The 18738-nt window shown below is 42.7% G+C and carries 18 protein-coding genes; 15 read left to right on the forward strand and 3 right to left on the reverse strand.

The window, feature by feature from the left end:
• Positions 1 to 4 precede the first annotated feature (4 nt).
• A complete protein-coding gene (locus QR722_RS07045; protein ID WP_286286579.1) occupies positions 5 to 1198 on the reverse strand; it encodes a cation:proton antiporter in 1194 nt (397 codons plus the stop codon).
• Between the two features lie 44 nt (positions 1199 to 1242).
• Positions 1243 to 1704: a c-type cytochrome gene (locus tag QR722_RS07050; RefSeq protein WP_286286580.1), complete on the reverse strand. Its 462-nt coding sequence runs from the start codon at positions 1702 to 1704 to the stop codon at positions 1243 to 1245.
• A gap of 198 nt (positions 1705 to 1902) precedes the next feature.
• Between QR722_RS07050 and QR722_RS07055 the strand changes: the two genes are divergently transcribed.
• The 6 genes from QR722_RS07055 (at position 1903) to QR722_RS07080 (ending at position 9240) form a co-directional block, all read left to right on the forward strand.
• Positions 1903 to 2454 carry a cytochrome b gene (locus tag QR722_RS07055; protein WP_286286583.1) on the forward strand — a complete coding sequence of 184 codons (552 nt, stop codon included), beginning with the start codon at positions 1903 to 1905 and terminating at the stop codon, positions 2452 to 2454.
• A 307-nt stretch (positions 2455 to 2761) separates the two neighbouring features.
• Positions 2762 to 4147, forward strand: coding sequence for a glucose-1-phosphate adenylyltransferase (gene glgC / locus QR722_RS07060; protein WP_502872457.1), 1386 nt, complete (start codon positions 2762 to 2764; stop codon positions 4145 to 4147).
• Positions 4148 to 4326: 179 nt separating this feature from the next.
• The gene (locus QR722_RS07065; protein WP_286286585.1) at positions 4327 to 6888 is read left to right on the forward strand and encodes an efflux RND transporter permease subunit; all 2562 of its coding nucleotides are present in this window, start codon (positions 4327 to 4329) and stop codon (positions 6886 to 6888) included.
• A gap of 2 nt (positions 6889 to 6890) precedes the next feature.
• Positions 6891 to 7688, forward strand: coding sequence for an outer membrane lipoprotein-sorting protein (locus QR722_RS07070; RefSeq protein WP_286286588.1), 798 nt, complete (start codon positions 6891 to 6893; stop codon positions 7686 to 7688).
• A gap of 4 nt (positions 7689 to 7692) precedes the next feature.
• On the forward strand, positions 7693 to 8997 hold the full coding sequence (locus tag QR722_RS07075) for a hypothetical protein (protein ID WP_286286590.1): 1305 nt from the start codon (positions 7693 to 7695) through the stop codon (positions 8995 to 8997).
• Between the two features lie 30 nt (positions 8998 to 9027).
• Positions 9028 to 9240, forward strand: coding sequence for a YgaP family membrane protein (locus tag QR722_RS07080; protein ID WP_286286592.1), 213 nt, complete (start codon positions 9028 to 9030; stop codon positions 9238 to 9240).
• A 43-nt stretch (positions 9241 to 9283) separates the two neighbouring features.
• Here QR722_RS07080 and QR722_RS07085 read toward each other — a convergent pair whose 3' ends face one another.
• The gene (locus QR722_RS07085) at positions 9284 to 10585 is read right to left on the reverse strand and encodes a sigma-54 interaction domain-containing protein (protein ID WP_286286594.1); all 1302 of its coding nucleotides are present in this window, start codon (positions 10583 to 10585) and stop codon (positions 9284 to 9286) included.
• Between the two features lie 210 nt (positions 10586 to 10795).
• Here QR722_RS07085 and QR722_RS07090 point away from each other — a divergent pair, with 210 nt between their 5' ends.
• From QR722_RS07090 to ltrA, 9 genes are all read left to right on the forward strand, one after another.
• Positions 10796 to 12082, forward strand: a complete 1287-nt coding sequence (locus QR722_RS07090) for an NAD(P)/FAD-dependent oxidoreductase (RefSeq protein ID WP_286286596.1) — start codon at positions 10796 to 10798, stop codon at positions 12080 to 12082.
• Complete coding sequence (locus tag QR722_RS07095) at positions 12079 to 12669, forward strand: Tll0287-like domain-containing protein (RefSeq protein WP_286286598.1); 591 nt, start codon at positions 12079 to 12081, stop codon at positions 12667 to 12669. Before QR722_RS07090 ends, QR722_RS07095 begins: the two co-directional genes overlap by 4 nt.
• A 140-nt stretch (positions 12670 to 12809) precedes the next feature.
• Entirely contained in the window at positions 12810 to 13676 is an 867-nt protein-coding gene (locus QR722_RS07100) for an MBL fold metallo-hydrolase (protein WP_286286600.1), read from the forward strand.
• 11 nt (positions 13677 to 13687) lie between these two features.
• Complete coding sequence (locus QR722_RS07105) at positions 13688 to 14458, forward strand: sulfite exporter TauE/SafE family protein (protein ID WP_286286602.1); 771 nt, start codon at positions 13688 to 13690, stop codon at positions 14456 to 14458.
• Positions 14459 to 14470: 12 nt separating this feature from the next.
• Positions 14471 to 14890 carry a protein tyrosine phosphatase family protein gene (locus QR722_RS07110; protein WP_286286604.1) on the forward strand — a complete coding sequence of 140 codons (420 nt, stop codon included), beginning with the start codon at positions 14471 to 14473 and terminating at the stop codon, positions 14888 to 14890.
• Between the two features lie 465 nt (positions 14891 to 15355).
• Positions 15356 to 15559 (forward strand): PLDc N-terminal domain-containing protein, encoded by a 204-nt coding sequence (locus QR722_RS07115; RefSeq protein WP_286286606.1) that lies wholly within the window; start codon positions 15356 to 15358, stop codon positions 15557 to 15559.
• 127 nt (positions 15560 to 15686) lie between these two features.
• Entirely contained in the window at positions 15687 to 16061 is a 375-nt protein-coding gene (locus tag QR722_RS07120) for a hypothetical protein (RefSeq protein ID WP_286286608.1), read from the forward strand.
• Positions 16062 to 16149: 88 nt separating this feature from the next.
• Entirely contained in the window at positions 16150 to 16536 is a 387-nt protein-coding gene (locus tag QR722_RS07125; RefSeq protein WP_286286610.1) for a lipocalin family protein, read from the forward strand.
• Between the two features lie 661 nt (positions 16537 to 17197).
• Positions 17198 to 18487, forward strand: coding sequence for a group II intron reverse transcriptase/maturase (gene ltrA / locus QR722_RS07130; RefSeq protein ID WP_286286612.1), 1290 nt, complete (start codon positions 17198 to 17200; stop codon positions 18485 to 18487).
• Positions 18488 to 18738 lie beyond the last annotated feature (251 nt).

The following is an 18738-nucleotide window of genomic DNA, read 5'->3' on the forward strand; positions in this document are numbered from 1 at the left end:
GGGACTATTTCGGCGGCTCCAATGCGTTGTCAGCTTTGCCTATAGCTATACGGGTCAATATAGGTCCGATTAGCTCAAAGAAGATAGTTGAACTAATCACCAAAGATAAAATCGTTTGCGCATATTCGGCAAACTGGTTAGCCGCAATTAACGCCATACCTATTTCAACTCCTGCTTGTGGCAGCATAGCCAAACCGATCCAATTGCGAACGACCTTTGGTGCTCCACTAATTTTTGCGCCCAGCCAAGCACCAAGATATTTACCTACTGAACGAAACGCCACATAAATGACCGCCACCCAGGTAACGTCTTTCAAGGCACTAACGTCTAGAGACGCCCCTGCTAGTACGAAAAAAATAACCATAAAGGGCCATTCGATATTTTCAATTTCATGGAATGGATATTCATGATGTGTTGCCATATTGGTGATCATCGCGCCCATGGTCATTACTGCTATCAAGAACGACACATCAAGCCAATTCGCCAAACCACCACAGGTAAACACCAAGCCCAAAGCCTCGACCAAGGTGGGTTGCCCCGGTCTTATCCGACCGGTTAAATAGGCCGCAGGGATACCAATCAAGGTGCCCAATAATAATGCCCCGAGTAAATGATAGCTGGCATGGAATAATGCATCCAAACCGCTACCTTCCCGATAAAACATGGTCATAGTCGCCAAGCCAATACTAAATAATAGCAGTGCCCATATATCATCCAAGGCGACGATTTTCAGCAATAAGCTCGAGAATATACTCGGCTTCTGTTTCTCTAAAATGATGTCAACAATGGGAGCCGGGGCGGTGGCCGATGCGATGCTGGCCAGCAGAATAATTAAGGCAAAATCCAAATGGGTGAATAACAGGCCAAATGAGACAAACAATAGAGTAAATAACGCGGCAATAATCGAAATCCACAGTATATCTTTGCTGCTTAGTTTCAATGCTTGTAATTCAAATTGTGCACCAAGTAAAAAACCAACTACCATCAAGGCGATATTAGCGGCTAATTCAAAATTTTCGGTCAGCAAAGGCGGTATAATTGCCAGTCCGCGATCGCCAATTAAAATCCCCATCACCAGTAATAAGGTAACTCTGGGGAAGATACTGCGACGCCCAATAAAATCTACCGCTGCACCAACTAATAAAATGCCGCCAATCCCCACAAAAAATTGCGGTAACGCTAAGCTGATGTCTTGCACCAAATGGTTTCCTTTCTATATAAAAGCACGCATGCAACTAGATATTAGAGCTTGCGGTATTGACCATAGTGAGTGTAGGTAGCAGGTTTGACTTTATAATGAGGTTGTAAAAACGCCACTAAATCGATGAGCTCAGCCACTGTCATGACATCATTGACGTTACGCATTTTACTTTGCCCTTCAGAGTCAACGCCATTTACTTTAAATCCACGAGCAACTTTATGAGAAGGATTGATAATAGATGTGACCAATTCTGCATAGGTAGTTACGCGAGTTGACTCGCCGCCCAGTGCCAATGGAGCCGATAGCTCTTGATCTAACTCTGCGCTATTTATTCCTTCAATCGAATGGCATGAAGTGCATTGATGCTTGAGGAATACCGTTTTGCCCATGTCAGCATTGCCTTCGGGGAGGCTGAAACCTCGGGGAGAAGAGGGGCTGGAATCACAGCCAACAATTCCCACCGTTATTGCTATGCCAACCGCCGCCAATAATTTTATTTTCATGTGCTTGCTCCTAATTTTCCCAGAACAATGAGAATAGGCCACAGCAGCTATGGTGAATTGATATAGGTCAAACAAGCGGCAAGTATTAGTTAGGTGTTGTTCATAGTTGGATTTAATAGCTAAACTTTGATGTCAATCAAGTAACCAATAAGCATTAAGTTTTAGACTGCTGCAAAAGGCTTATGCAGAGGTTCAAAGATGGATAAAATAGCATTCAATGGATTCAATCGTTACTCGCTTGCATTACATTGGTTGATGGCCTTGTTGCTTGCTGCAGTTTATGGCTGTATAGAACTAAGAGAAATGTATCCAAAGGGCAGTGATCCGCGGGAGCTACTGAAAACCTGGCACTTTATGTTGGGGCTTAGCGTATTTGTATTAGTATGGTTGCGATTATTGGCGCGGTTAGTTTTTGCTAAACCGCAAATTATACCTGCTCCCCCTGTCTGGCAACGCTATCTTGCCAGCACCATGTACATCGCTTTCTATTTGATAATGATAGGTATGCCTCTCGGTGGCTGGTTAATTCTTAGCGCAGAAGGGAAAGTAGTGCCATTTTATGGATTAGAATTACCTACTTTGATCGCTCCAGATAAAGATCTTGGGCATACAATCGAAGAAATTCACCAAACAGTAGGAACGGTTGGTTATTACTTAATTGGCTTGCATACATTAGCTGCTTTTTATCATCATTATTTTAGGGGGGACAATACTTTGCAAAATATGTTGCCTAATTGGCTGCGCCGATAACTAGTTAATCTTGAACATAATTTCTTTTTTCCCAATTAAATGCCGCTTTATCTATCTCAATCAGGGGCAAAAAACACTGTTTTGCCGAGTATTTATTTTGGCGAGTTATTTTTTAACATCCATACTATTAATAGGGGAAGTTGACAGTTTATTTGCACTGGGGGGTATTTTGATTGACCGGATATTGACCGAGATCAATGTTTCAAATCTATATACTTGATTAAATAATGAACAGTCAACGACTCGTATCGTAGTGACAAAAACTTGCCAAGGATTGCCTTATCTTTTTCAGCCAAAGAGAATTCCCATGACTAATATGTTATCCGATTCAATGCGCCAAATTTGCAATGATACATTGGTGCTAATCCTCGCCGGGGGCCAAGGAAGCCGTTTGCATGAACTTACCCATTCAAGAGCTAAACCTGGATTAGAGTTTGGCGGTAATTACAGAATTATTGACTTTCCATTATCGAACTGTATTAACTCTGGTCTGAAGCAAATCGGTGTTGTCACTCAGTACAAAGCCCGTGGATTAATCCATCATCTGGTGAATGGATGGGCCAAATCAAACCAACAATTTGGTCGGTCATTTGAGCTACTTCCAGCGTCGCAACAAAAATCAGAAAACTGGTATCAAGGTACCGCTGATGCCTTGTATCAAAATATTGAATTCATCCGCTCTGTCGCGCCTAAGTATGTTTTGGTGTTATCAGGAGATCATATTTACAAAATGAATTATGCCGGTATTTTAAGTGAACATGTATCAACAGGGGCTGATTTAACGGTCTCTTGCATCGAAGTGCCGATCAAAGCAGCGGCAGGACAATTTGGTGTAATGGAAGTTGACTGCAACGACCGGATTATTGCTTTCGAAGAAAAACCTCAGCGGCCGAAGGGGTTGTGTGATTCACCCGATTTCGTGTTGGCCTCAATGGGAAATTATGTATTTAACACCGACTTTTTGCTTGAACAGCTAAGTAGAGACGCTCAAATTGGCGATTCGGCCCATGATTTTGGAAAAGATATAATTCCTAGTGTTATTGCACAGTATCAGGTGCATGCACACAGGTTTCGTGACTCACGCAAAGAAACGGCGCCTTATTGGAGAGATGTAGGCACGCTTGACTCATACTGGAATGCCAATATGGCCCTGCTCAGCGAGTCGCCAGAATTTGATTTACATGAGCCAGAATGGCCAATTTGGAGTTACCAACAATCCATGCCGCCGGTTAAATTTATCGCGGGTAAAACAGGTATACAAGGAGCGGTCACTGATAGCTTGATTTCAAATGGGTGTGTTGTCACAGCAAGTCAAATCGAAAAGTCGGTATTATTTCCAAAAGTCTGCATAGAATATAGTTGTGTAATACAAGAATCTATCCTCCTGCCCGATACGAAAGTCGGCGAGGGCGCTATCATTAAGCGCGCAATTATCGACCGCCATTGTCAGATCCCAGCAGGATTTCAGGTTGGGGTAAATGTAAAAGATGACATCAATAGAGGGTTTAGGGTCACTCAAGCTGGCGTTGTGTTGGTAACGCAAAGGATGCTGGACAAACTGTCTGAAGAGCCCCGTCGGCTGCCTGATATCGGTATTGCTAGTCGAGCTAATCCACCGAGGTTACGTGCCGCAAACGTGATCCAACAATTCGATCGAGAAGAAGTTAGTTCGAATAAAAAATATCATGCTTGAACTGATTGTTTATAATGCGACTGTCATATTTGTCATCAGGTCAGCATCATACTGCACGTTAGGTAATTTAAAATCTTAATAAAGCCAATAATATCAAGCATATAGGTGTTTTTGATTAATTTGGCTTAAATTTTGCTATGTTGTAAATAATTACTTAGCATTAAGAGTTTTCAATCATTATGAATCGATTAGCCGATAGTTTGGTCAGTTTCTGCACGGAAAAGCCAAAATTAATTTATATCCTGTTGTTGATATTGACTGTTTTGATTGGCAGTCAAATTCCACGGATTCAAATTGATACCGATCCGGAAAATATGTTGTCTGCTGAGCATCCAGCTAGGGTTTTTCACAATGAAACTAAAACCAAATTTGCCATGCATGACGCTATTGTGGTTGGCGCCATCAACACTAAAAATGAAAACGGTGTTTACAACCAACAGTCCTTAACGGCTATGCATCAACTTACTGATGCAATCATGCAAATTGAAGGGGTAATTAAGCCAGATTTGATGGCAATTTCTGCTGTGGACAACATCTCCCAACAGACCGGTGGTGGTATTCGCTTTGAATGGATGATGCGTGAAGCGCCGGTTTCTGAGCCAGCAGCTTTAGCCATTCGTGACAAAATCGAGCGTTTGCCGCTTTTATATAACACATTAGTATCGGCCAATGGCAAAGCTGCTGCGATCTATGTACCTATATTAGACAAAAATCAAAGTTTCAATATTGCCCAGCAAATACGCAGTGAAATAGCCAAGCTGGATTCCAATGACGATTGGCACATTACCGGTTTACCTGTGGCTGAAGACCAATTTGGCTACGAGATGTTTGTGCAAATGGGCATATCGGCACCACTTGCAGGGCTGATGATTTTCATTTTGCTATTTGTGTTTTTCCGCAATATCCCCCTTATTATAGCGCCGATGATTGTCGCTATGGCGACGGTTATTATTACCATGGGTCTGCTGATTGGCATGGGGTATACCGTACATATCATGTCGTCGATGATAGCTATTTTTCTGATGCCGATAGCGGTGGTGGATTCGGTGCATATATTGTCGGAATTTTCCGATCGATATAAGCCTGGTGAATCGTTGAAAGCCACCGTACGTCAGGTGATTGGGCACTTGTTTGTGCCTATGTTGTATACTTCCATTACCTCCTCCGTAGGTTTCTACTCATTAATGTTGACGCCTATTCCGCCTGTGCAAATTTTCGGTGCCTTTGTAGGCTCAGGTATATTATTGGCATTTATTATCACTATAGTGTTCATGCCCGCTTATTTGTCACGGATGAGTGATGAGTCATTACAGAAACTGCAGGATTCATTACACAAAGATGAGGGAGGCTCTAGGATTGCTAAATTTGCCCGTGGATTGGGTAAGTTTGCCAGTGGTAATCAGCGAGTTCTACTATCCTTTTTCGCGATACTTTTTGTGGTATCGGTGTGGGGCGTTACCAAAATTCAAATTAATGATAACCCTGTTCGCTGGTTTAAACAGGATCACGAAATACGCGTGGCAGACAAAGTGCTGAATGAAAACTTTGCCGGTACTTATAATGCGTATCTGGTGTTTACTGATGAGCAACAGGTAAAAGGGCCTGAATTGTTGAGTCAGGAATTGCCTGCGCCGCCCCAAGCACTTAATGATTGGTTAGTGGACTCCTTTAGCCAATTACAAACGCTTTCTGTACCAGAGCAGTTGCAAGGCATGCTGTCTAATATTGATGACAAACTGTTTAGTGATGTTGATGAAGACAGTGCGACTTGGCTCGAACAATATCAACAATTAAACGAGCAAAGCTTGCACAACAGCAAGCGTTTTCAAACCCCTGCGGTACTGAGTTATATGTCCGAGTTACAAGTTTTCTTTCAGCAATCGGGTTTAGTCGGTAAATCTAATTCTTTGGCTGATGTGGTTAAAGTGGTAAACCGCGAATTACGCTCTGGGGATGCGCAAGATTATACCCTGCCGGACTCGAACAATGGTGTGGCACAGACCCTGTTGCAATATCAGTCGTCTCATCGACCTAATGATCTCTGGCACTTCGTGACCCCAGATTTTCGAGCAAGTCTGATGTGGTTACAACTCACCAGTGGTGATAATCAGGATATGACCAAGGTAGTAGAGCTACTGAATCAATACATTAAAACTCATCCATTGCCAGCGGGTATTACGGTAGATTGGGCGGGTAAAGCGTATTTGAATGTAGTCTGGCAAGAAAACATGGTGGCCGGAATGCTAGACAGCTTGATCAGCGCATTTGTGATTGTATTTATCATGATGATCTTGTTATTTAGATCCTTTGTCTTTGGGGTGCTAGCCATGTTGCCGCTAACTATAACGATTAGCGCTATATATGGTCTTATTGGCTTTATAGGTAAAGATTATGATATGCCTATAGCCGTGCTGTCGGCGTTAACCCTAGGCTTGTCAGTGGATTTTGCGATTCACTTTTTAGAACGAGCGCGCAGTGTCTTTGCCCAAACAGGGGATATAAAACGCACCTTTGAACTGATGTTTGACGAACCTGCCAGTGCCATTACGCGTAATGCGTTAGTCATAGCATTAGGCTTCACGCCTTTGTTATTTGCTCCTCTAGTGCCTTATATTACGGTGGGTGTATTTCTTGCCAGTATCATGGCCATATCAGCCCTGGTCACGCTTCTTCTATTGCCAGCAGTGATGACGGTGGGGAAAAAATTTGTATTTAAATTACCTCAATCAAACAGGAAATAAAGATGAAATTTAGTATTACTACACCTGTTGCTGCACTCATGTTCGGGGCTGCTATGTGCGCTCCCGTATTGGCTCAAAGTGATGTTAATGACATCATTATTCGCGCAGAGAAAGCCTCCTATTATGCCGGCGATGATGGTAAATCAGATGCGCGAATGATGATTGTTGATAATCAAGGCCGCAAGCAGGTCAGGCAGTTCACTATTTTACGTAAAGATCTGCAAGATAATGGTGATCAACAAATGATGGTGTTCTTTACCCGTCCCACCGATGTCAAAGACACCGTATTTCGAGTTGAAAAGCATGCTAATAGTGGAATTGATGACGACCGTTGGTTGTACCTACCGGCGCTGGATTTAGTTAAACGCATCTCTGCTGGGGATAAACGCACCTCATTTGTCGGCTCTCACTTCTTTTATGAGGATGTATCAGGCCGCGCCGTTGCAGAAGATACCTTTAGTCTAGTCTCGGAAGAAGGGCCAAACTTCGTGTTAAAAGCTGAGCCAAAAGTGCCTGCTTCTGTTGAGTTCAGCCACTATGTTGTGGAGATAGACAAGAGCAACTATTTACCAGTCAAAATCGACTTTTACAAAGGCGAGAAACTTTATCGCCAAGTCGAAGCGGTAACTATCGAAACCGTTGATGGTTATCCAACGGTGCTGCGCTCCAAAGTAACCGATTTGGAAAACAATGGTTATACGCTAATGGAATTTAGAAACATTAAATATAATATTAATCTGCCTGATGATGTGTTCTCTGAACGCAGTTTACGCACACCGCCTCGTGCTTGGTTAGAGTAAAACTATGAGTAGTATGAGACATTGCCGTCTATTTTTGTTGGGCTTGGGCATGACCTTTGCGGGTTCTGCCTATAGCCAGCAAGCTGACGAATGGGATGACTGGGATGATGAGCCCGCCGAGCAATCGTCCCTTGTCAGCGGTTTTATAGAGCTAGGTGCGGGCAGACGTTTGCAAACGGATCCCGTCCTTGGGTCTGATACCACCCTTGCAGATTTCAGGCTGCAAGCCCAATGGGATTTGAGCTTAGATAATTCGACGATTAAAACCCGCACTGACATCTATTACGATGGTGTGAAAGGTAATTTTGAATTACAACTGAGAGAATTAGCTTGGCAAGGTTCCTTGGCAGGCTTGGGAGAGTGGGCAAAACGCTGGGATGCTAAAATTGGTCAACAGGTATTAACCTGGGGAGTCGGGGATTACTTATTTCTAAATGATCTTTTCCCAAAAGATTTTCAATCTTTTTTCTCAGGCCGAGATGATGAGTATCTTAAGGCACCTTCGTTGTCAGCTAAACTATCGGGTTACTTAGATTGGTTTAACCTTGATCTAGTGGTGACGCCTCGCTTCACTCCCGACACCTACATCAACGGTGAGTATTTCTCCTTTTACAGTCCGGTTCTAGGCCAAAATATTGCACCTGAATTCAGTGTGTCTGGGGAAAATGAACCCGATGATGCAGAGTATGCGCTGCGGGCCTACAAAAGTATTGGCTCGACCGAAATTGCTATTTATGGTTACAGTGGTCATAGCAAGTCTCCTTCGGCAGCAGATTTGCAAGGGGCGCCGCGGTTTTACCCGCTTAACGCCTATGGTGCGAGCGTAGTCACACCTTTAAGTGCAGGTCTATTCAAAGCAGAATATGTTTATCAAAATTCACTTCAGGATCACAGTGGCACTGATGCCAATATTCCTAATTCACAGTCTCGATTATTACTGGGCTATGAACAGGAGTTGGTGGCGAACTTAACGGGCTCACTGCAGTGGTATATGGAGAAAATTCACCAATATGAAGCTGCTCAACAAGCGAATAATCTAGCCCGTGAAATGGCAGATGAATATCGACGAGTACTGACCACCCAATTGGTTTATCGGGGCTTGCAGCAGACCATGACATTACGCTGGTTTAATTTTTACTCTCCTTCTGATGATGATGGCTACATGCGTGTAAAGGCTTCGTATAGCCCGGTAGATAGCTGGAGTGTGTCGGCGGGATTAAATTGGTTTTATGGCGATCAGAAGGATACTTTTTTTGCTCAATTTAAAGACGCAACTAATGTGTATGCAACTTATCGCTACTTTTATTAGTATTTTTAGTCTAAAACGTGAGGATAATATATGTCTGTAGAACGAGCATTAACCGCTTTTGCTGGCGCGATGATTTTAATTTCAGTGGCCTTAACCTATTTTGTACACGCTAATTTTGTGTGGTTTACGGTGTTTATCGGTGCAAACTTGTTTCAACAAAGTTTCACCGGATTTTGCCCGGCAACTATCGTATTGAAGAAAGTATTCCACTTCAAAACCGAGAGAGAGTTGGCTCAACACTAATATTTAAGCCTAGTCCATTACGCACGCTACATTGGCTACCTGGCTATTGATTTAATTTAAGTCCGTAGCGTTGCAACTTGCGATATAGCGTGCGAGTGCTTATGTTTAACTGCTTAGCCAAATCATCGGGTGAGCCAATATATTCTGCACAGATCTTTTTGAGATAAATGGCTTCTGCCTCATCCAAACTTAATAATTGTTTAGCTGTATGCGGTGAACGGGCGTTATTTCGCAGCATTTCAGGTAGATCGCTACTGTGAATAGTGTCATCGTTGGCCAATAATACCGATTGTTCGACAACACTTTTTAACTCACGTATGTTGCCCGGAAACGCATAGCTTGTCAGTACAGCTAGCGCCTCGGCCGAAAACTTCTTATGTTGATAATCCAGTTGCACTAATATGTGGTTGACTAGCTCTGGGATATCATCTTGACGCTCGCGCAGTGAAGGGAGGTGTATAGGAAAGCCTGCAATTCGATAATATAGATCTTGTCTGAACTCGCCTTTTTCGACCAATTCTAATAAATTTTTGTGGGTGGCGCAGACTAATCTAAAGTCGGAGCATTTTTGTTTGAGACCACCTACAGCCCTAAAACACTGGGTTTCGAGCAATCGTAATAGTTTGACTTGCATATTGAGTGGCACATCGCCGATTTCATCGAAAAACACCGTGCCACCGTCAGCGACTTCAATCAGGCCTTTTTTACCTGTTGTTGCGCCGGTAAATGCGCCTTTTTCATAGCCAAATAACTCACTTTCAAATAGGTTTTCACTTAAGCCGGTACATTCTATCACTACAAAAGGCTTGTCTTTTCGCTTGCTTGAATCATGCACTGCTTGAGCCACGAGCTCTTTACCTGAGCCGGTTTCACCTTGCAGCAAAACTGCAATATTTGATTGTGCAGCCCGATTGATTTTATTCAGCATAGATTTAAATGAGTCAGATCTTCCGATCATTTTATTTTTCTGTGACTCGCTGGATGCATAAGTGATGTTGTCGAGTATTTCTAAGAAACCGACAGTCATACCAGTGTCATCTTTGATTGGCTTCATCAAAATATCACAGTAGGACTTACCATGCCCTGTAGAATGAATATGTACCGCACTAGTAGCAAGCTTGGTTTTTACGCACTGTAGCAGCGGGCATTCTTCACCATACTGATCGCAGGGTTTGGGGTTATCGTGGGAAATTTCGTGACATTTACTACTGCCAACCTTTACTTCAATGTCGTAGGTTTCCATATAAGCTTGGTTGACCGCTTGGATGACATAATCAGGGGTAATATAAATGGTCGGTTTATCGATGGCGTTGATCATTGATTTGATCACGGTTGTATTATTCATGGTCTTTCACTGCCATATTTGACAAAATAAATTTTCAATTTGCCAAAAATGACACACATCCTGGTTGATATCAATTTTATTCCTGCCAAATATTCTTAACCTACTGTAATGTATATCATTAATTATACTGCTTTAGCTGGCACAGTTATTGATACTGTTGTTTACATATTTGCAATCTTTAAGACTCTCTAATCAATCAGGACTACAACAATGGCTAAAGTAGTGGTGTTAGGTGCAGGAACAGGCGGTATGCCTGCTGCATATGAAATTAAAGAAGCGCTAGGCACAGATCACGAAGTTTTAATGGTTAATGAGCGCGAAAATTTCTGTTTTGTGCCATCTAATCCTTGGATAGCGGTAGGGTGGCGAGCGCCAGAAGCGATTACCCTTCCCATCGAAAAATACTTATCTAAAAAACATATAGGTTTCGTTTGTGCTCGGGTTGATCAAATCAACGCCAAGCAGAATCAATTGATCACCCATGACAACCAAATAATTGATTATGACTACCTAGTGATTGCAACCGGACCCAAGTTAGCCTTTGAAAACATTAAAGGGGCCGGTCCACAAGGTTTTACTCAATCGGTATGCACTTTGGACCATGCCTTGACTTGCCAAGCCGATGTGGAGAAATTAAAGAAAAATCCTGGCCCGGTAATAGTAGGGGCGTTTCAAGGGGCAAGTTGTTTTGGCCCGGCCTATGAATATGCCTTTATATTAGATAAAGCCCTACGGGATGCCAAAATTCGCCACAAGGTGCCAATGCACTATGTAACCAGTGAGCCCTATATCGGGCATCTTGGTTTAGGCGGGGTAGGCGATTCAAAATCTATGCTTGAGTCTGAATTGCGTCACCGCAATATTAAGTGGATTTGCAATGCCAATGTTGACGAAGTGCAGCAAGGTAAAATGCTAATTTCTGAACTAAATCGCAAAGGTGAGTTAGACTTATCTCATCAACTAGATTTTAGTCACGCCATGTTGATCCCACCGTTTAGTGGTGTGGATGCGGTTAAAAATGTAGAGGGCCTGTGCAATCCCAAAGGGTTCGTTATTACCGATGAACATCAGCGCTCACCTACTTTCCCAAATATTTTTTCTGGCGGCGTGTGTGTGGCTATTCCACCGGTTGAAGTGACACCAGTGCCCACCGGAACACCTAAAACCGGTTATATGATTGAGAGTATGATGACGGCCATTGCGCATAATTTGAAAGCCATCATTATTGATAATCAGCCTCCCCATTCAAAAGGTACGTGGAACGCAATTTGTTTAGCCGATATGGGCGACACAGGTGCAGCTTTTGTCGCTATTCCACAAATTCCGCCGCGCAATGTTACTTGGTTTAAACAAGGTAAATGGGTTCACTATGCCAAGGTTGCCTTTGAAAAGTACTTTTTACGCAAAATGAAAACCGGTACGAGCGAGCCTATATATGAAAAATATGTACTCAAAGCGCTAGGCATAGAGCGCTTAGAGCCCGAGGATAAAGAGTGACTACCTTCCTGAAGATAGGGTCCGCATCATTGTTAGTGATGCTCAGTTGCCAGGCAAATGCAGCGGATCCTAATCCATCTAGTCCAGATTATTCGCAACTAGAGCAGCAAGCTGCTCAGCGAATAACGGCGTTCTCTGATGCACTCAAGCTTCAACTGCAACTAGCCATAAAGCAGGGTGGATTAACCAACGCTATTGAGGTCTGTAAAAGCGTAGCCCCAAATATAAGTCAAGAGTATTCCACCGAAGGGTGGCTGCTTAAGCGCACTAGCTTGCGGGTTCGCAACCCCATTAATGCGGCAGATACTTGGGAGACCTCTGTGTTGGAGCAGTTTAATGGGAGTCATGATTCAGGTAAGGGGATAGATACTCTGCGCGCAAGTTTAGTGGATTTGCAAAGTAGTAAACCAATTTACCGTTATATGCGCGCAATCCCGATACAACCAGTGTGCCTGTCTTGTCATGGTGAAAACATTAGTGGCGAAGTAACAGAGCAGTTAGCACAGCAATATCCACAAGATCGGGCCACTGGTTTTAAATTAGGGGATATTCGCGGCGCGTTTTCATTAACCAAGGCACTGGACTGAAACCCTAACAAATTTGACAACCTCACCGTTTGTCCTTTGGGATATTAGTGAAGCAGTACAAAGAGACCAGTAGACAATAAGACCCAGCATTGGCAGTTATATTTGATTGTAAAGTCATTACAAATGTGGAAAAGACAATTATGAGCAAGATTGAGATTGTGCCATTTTTTCATCAAGTAACCAATACGGTTACCTACGTGCTGATTGATTTAGCAACCAAGCACTGCGCCATTATTGATGCGGTGTTGGATTACGATCCTGCCTCAGGCCGAACCTCGACAACCAGCGCTGATGAGGTTATTAAGTTCGTTGATGAGCATGGCTATCATTTGGAATGGATTTTGGAAACCCATGCCCATGCAGATCATGTGACCGCTGCCCATTATATTCAAAGCCAGATTGGCGGAAGTATAGGTATAGGTGAAAAAATAGCTCGGGTACAAAGTACATTTAAACAAATATTTAATTTGCCTGAAGATTTTAAAGTGGATGGAAGCCAGTTTGATAATTTGTTTTGTGACAAAGAGGTTATCACCCTAGGTCACATTGATATTCATGTGTTACACACCCCTGGTCATACACCTGCCTGCGTTTCTTATTTTGTCGAAGATGCGGTGTTTGTTGGGGACACTATGTTTATGCCTGATTATGGTACGGCTCGAGCAGATTTTCCTAACGGTAGTGCCAAAACACTTTATCAATCGATTCAGCGTATTCTAACCTTACCGGATACGACGCGCGTGTTTGTAGGGCATGACTATAAAGCCGAAAATCGCGAAAACTATGCTTGGGAAACTACAGTATTAGAACAACGGCACAATAATATTCATATTGGCAAAGGAACATCCCAAGAGGCGTTTGTTAAAATGCGTGAAAAGCGAGATGCTACCTTAGCGGTGCCCAGACTAATTTTGCCTTCAATTCAAATCAACATACGCGCTGGGCAACTTCCAGCGGTCGAATCAAATGGACATAGTTATTTGAAAATCCCACTTAATGTCATTTAAGGCCATTTAGATTGAACATATTGACGATTATTGGGGCAATTTTCATCGGTTTAAGTCTAGGCCTGCTCGGCTCGGGCGGCTCAATCATTACGGTGCCGCTACTTATATATGTAGTCGGTGAGCCGACCAAATTAGCCATAGCCGAATCGCTACTTATTGTGGGATGCATTTCTTCTTTCAGTAGCATCGGTTATATCCGCAGAAAACTGATTGATTGGCCACTGGTAGTCTTATTCGGTTTACCTAGCATGTTGGGTACTTATGTTGGCGCATGGTCTTCACAGTTTGTGTTAGGCATCATCCAGTTAATTAGTTTTGCTGCCGTGATGCTAATTGCTAGCCGTTTTATGCTCAAACCTATGGTTGGGCATGATCCCCTATCAGTTCAACCTCCTCGCACGACGCTTAGCATAATTGGATTTGGAGTGGGGGCACTGGCTGGGTTTGTGGGGGTAGGGGGGGGCTTTTTGATTGTGCCCGCTCTGCACTTGTTAGGCAAGATCCCCTTGCATCGCGCAGTGGGAACCAGTTTGGTCATCATTGTAATGCAATCGATAAGTGGCTTTATCAAATACCAAGGGGTGTTAGCTAGCAATGATATTTTTATAAATTGGTCGTTGGTAGGGGTGATGATCCTGATTGGCATCGCAGGCGCGATGGCAGGCGTACGACTGATGGATCGGTTGCCACAATTAACCTTAAAGCGCATTTTTGCTTATTTACTAATTGTATTAGGCAGCTACATGTTGGTCTCGTCACTTTATACACATTTTACCCTTTGAAGGACTTTATTTATGAAAGAAATAGCTGAAAATTTTTCCTGTTCTGGGCATTTGGATGAAGGCACGTTGCGCGAACTAAAACAAAAAGGTGTGACAACGATAATTAACGCTCGATATGATGACGAAGAGTCAGGACAAACCGACTCAGACGAGATTAAATGCTTGGTAGAATCATTGGGTATGAAGTATTTTCATATCCCGGTAAAGCCATTAAATTATTCGCAACAGGATATTGATCAGTTTCATAGCGCACTTCCAACGGGAAATGACAAAGCCCACGGCTTCTGCCGCACAGGTACTCGAGCATTGCACCTATGGGCACTAGCAAAAGCGAAAAACACAAAAGTACAAGACATAATCTCGATGTGTGCAGACCAACAGTGTGATTTATCAGCCATTAGCCAGATGATGAAAAAAATCGAAACACAATAATCGCGATAGATTAATCCAGCAGTTGTCATTGGCCAATGCTCAATGCTTAATTTTCAATGGGCAGAGGCCAGAAGCCGTATTTAACCACGGAACAGCATTCATAATGTACCAACTCTAAGGTATCAATTTTTTTGACGAGCTAGTTGCATCGCGCAATTCTTGGCTTGAATGATCAAACCCACTAATAATTATTCAATCACCGAATTAACCAATTACGAAATCAAAAGGCAGCTGTATATAAATACAGCCACCTTTTAATTTCCGTATAACAGCGGAAATCCGGATAAAGGCAGTATTTAAACAATACAAAAAAATAAAACAAGGCAATTATTTTAACCTGTACAGACAGTTGCATCTTATGCTAAAAAAGACCTACGTTAAATTAAGGATAAATTCCATGTTGGTTTTACGGATTTTATCTATCTAATAATATTGTTATGTCACTTCAGAAAGAGGAATTTTTAAATGGGATCTATTGGAATAACCCAAATATTATTAGTCTTTATTATTTGGTGTTTGCCAATTATATTAATAGTTAAATCTACCAAAACTACTGGTGGCGAAAAGTTGGCTTGGGTTTTAGCAATTGTTTTTATTTCTTGGTTAGCATGGATATTTTATTTACTTCTAGCACCTATATCTAATAGCGGTAATAGACAGAGTAGGTAAATAATGTACCGTAACATAACAAACGTATGTTGCTGACCCAAACTCGCGGCCATTGTTCGTGCCTCACAAAGTGTAGGCCACAAGTTTGTGCAGCAAATTCGGACGTTATGTTGCAAGGGAAGTGTAAGTGAAAATTTCTATATTTTTATTATCTTGTCTATTTTCGGCTAGTTCTTATGCGTGTTTTTCAGCACCGGAAGGTTTATATGAGCAACATGAATTCCAAGCTAAAATATATTTTTCATTAGCTATCGCACTTTGTGTCTTGTCAATTACTCTTCGCTTATTATCAAACTACAAAAAAGTTTGGGTTCCTCTATTATTTGTCACTACATTTACATATTGGCCAGCGTATATTTGGCACTGGGGTCATGCATATTCTGGTTCATGTGGTATGCCGGAAATAGTTCTGGCTTTCCAGATATTAGCGGGCGGCATGGCATTTTTATTGGTATATGAAGCATTTAATTTCTACAAGGTGCGTCGTAGTAATGCAACATAACAAACCAATTATTCCGACCTCAACTCGCTGCGCTCGTTTCGTCGGCATATTGGGGCGTTAGCTGCCAAAGTAACTTCTAGGAAAACTTATGTACAGAATCTTTTTTTTATCTTTGTTTTTATTGTCTTTCTCAGCCCAAGCATCTGAAGTCTCTGAGTCTAGCGTTTCTGGTAAATGGGATGTTGTGGCTGTAATAATGGGTACACTTGGTGAATTGCCTGCTGGAGAAGGCGACTATTTTTTGTTTGAAAACGGCAATTTTACATCTTCAGCGATGGGGGAAGTATCATCAGCGACATACACAGTCGAGGAGAATAAAATTGTTGTCACTCACCCTACAAAAAAGGAAGTGCTAACGATCACTGAGTTAACAAACGAGAAAATGCTGTTTACAGTGGATCTTTATGTAAATGGCAAAAAGATGACAGCTGGCAACATTAGCTTCAAATTAATAAAGTCTGTGAATGGCAGCTAACAATCCATTCAACCGGACCCAAACTCGCTGGCTTTGGCTCGTGCCTCGCAATTATAGCCAGCAAGTCTGGGCCGTTTAATAGGGGCGTTAGTGCGTCAAGCGAAGCTTGATGCATCTTGCAGGGTGTAAGTCCCTGTCAGGTAAGGTTTAGCCAGCCACCTGTATCGAGTGTTGCGCCTATGGCGGAGTCTAGGATTGGTGAAATACTTATCAGCGATGTATTCGTGACTAGATGAACAATATAGGTGAAGCGTACACAGAGAATTATATAGGCCATAGGGAATACGTGTTCCTGAAGTGCTGTTATCGCTCCGATAATAAATTAAGTTCTGACTGACGAGGCTTGTAACGCCGTCGAAGTCCATGCAAAGCAACCATTATTCAATGGATTTGAGATGGCAAGGTTGTGGCGAGTCAGCGGAGTTATTAAGCCGTGGCATGTATAAAGAGATGTATTGAGAACTTGAGAGAGCCAAAGGTGTTCCATAAGGAAAATGGTAGTGACGCTAAGCCACAAGCGAGGCCAACGATGACCCTCTGGCAGTCAGACTTGCTCATAGTAGTTTGAGGTTGGGAAAGCCAATCACGTGGCGAAGGGGCAAGCAGTTATATCAGGTATTTAGCAGATACATAGGCCGGACAAAGTAGGGCTGGATTCACTATGACAACCGCACTAAATACCATCACAATTAAATCACAGACACACCCTAATCACAGATTTCAGAACCTATATGGATTACTAGGAGATGATTTACTGTATCAAAGTTGGGGGCAACTGAATAAACGAGCGGCGCCAGGTATTGATGGTATCACTATGCCGAAATACCAGACATCGCTTGTGGAAAACGTCACACGTTTAAGTTCAGCCTTGGAAGCCAAGCGCTATCGGGCTGATGATATTAAGCGTGTCTTCATTCCCAAAAGTCATGGCAAACAACGTCCATTAGGTTTACCCACGGTGGATGACAAGCTGGTACAGCAAAGCGTGAGCCAGATACTGCAAGGTATCTGGGAAGCGAATTTCTTGCCTAACAGCTATGGTTATCGGCCAAATAAGAGTGCGCATCAAGCGGTGCATAGTTTGAGTTTGAATCTTCAGTTCAAAGGTTATGGTTATATTGTTGAGGCTGACATTAAAGGCTTCTTCGACAATATTGACCACGACTGGCTGATGGGGATGCTTAAACAACGCATTGATGATAACGCGCTCTTGAGCTTAATAGGGCAATGGTTAAAAGCACGGATACACACCCCGCAAGGAGAATATCTCAAACCAAAAAGTGGCACCCCACAAGGCGGTATCATTAGCCCTGTGTTAGCCAATATCTATCTGCACTATGCATTGGATTTATGGTTTGAGAAGAAGGTAAAACCTCAGATGAGAGGCAGAGCTATGCTTATCCGCTACGCAGATGATTTTGTGTGTGCGTTTCAGTATGCCAATGATGCCGAGCGATTTTACCGCGTGCTGCCAAAACGACTAAAGAAGTTCAAACTGGACACGGCACCAGAAAAGACGAGCCTGATAAGGTTCAGTCGATTCCATCCCAGTCGTAAGCGCCAGTTTGTGTTCTTGGGTTTTGCGTTTTACTGGGGAGTGGATGTGAAAGGTAAACCGAGATTGCGGCGGCGAACTGCAAGTAAGAAGCAGCAAACCAGTCTAAGCGAGTTTTACCATTTCATTAAAGCCAAACGCTCGCAGAAGCTAGCAATTTGGCTGCCTCAATTGAAACGCAAACTCACAGGGTTTAGAAATTACTTCGGATTACCCGACAACAGCCGCAGCGTGAGTAAGCTGTATAACTATGTACTGCATAGTTTATACAAATGGCTGAACCGACGCAGTGGCCGTCGAAGTTACAATTGGCGTGATTTTAAGAAGATGTTAGAGTATTTCCAAATACAGAAGCTACGAGTTAGCAAAAGAGTGATCGATGTTGACTGGTATTAAGGTGCGCGTGATTTACACGGGTGAATATATAACTGAAGAGCCGGATGCGGTAATTCCGCACGTCCGGATCTGTGTGGGGTCGGCTCAGTAATGGGCCGCTCTACCACGATTACGGCATTGATATGACAGGTTTACAGGTTCTATTAATCATTTCATAGTTGGTACTACTAGTATTCAGTGCTTTTAGTATCGTTAAGGCAAGAAAGCTTAAATCTTCAGCTAAGTTTTTCCTGTCAGTATTGATCATTGTT

It is taken from the genome of Aliiglaciecola sp. LCG003, from assembly GCF_030316135.1.
Lineage (GTDB): Bacteria > Pseudomonadota > Gammaproteobacteria > Enterobacterales > Alteromonadaceae > Aliiglaciecola.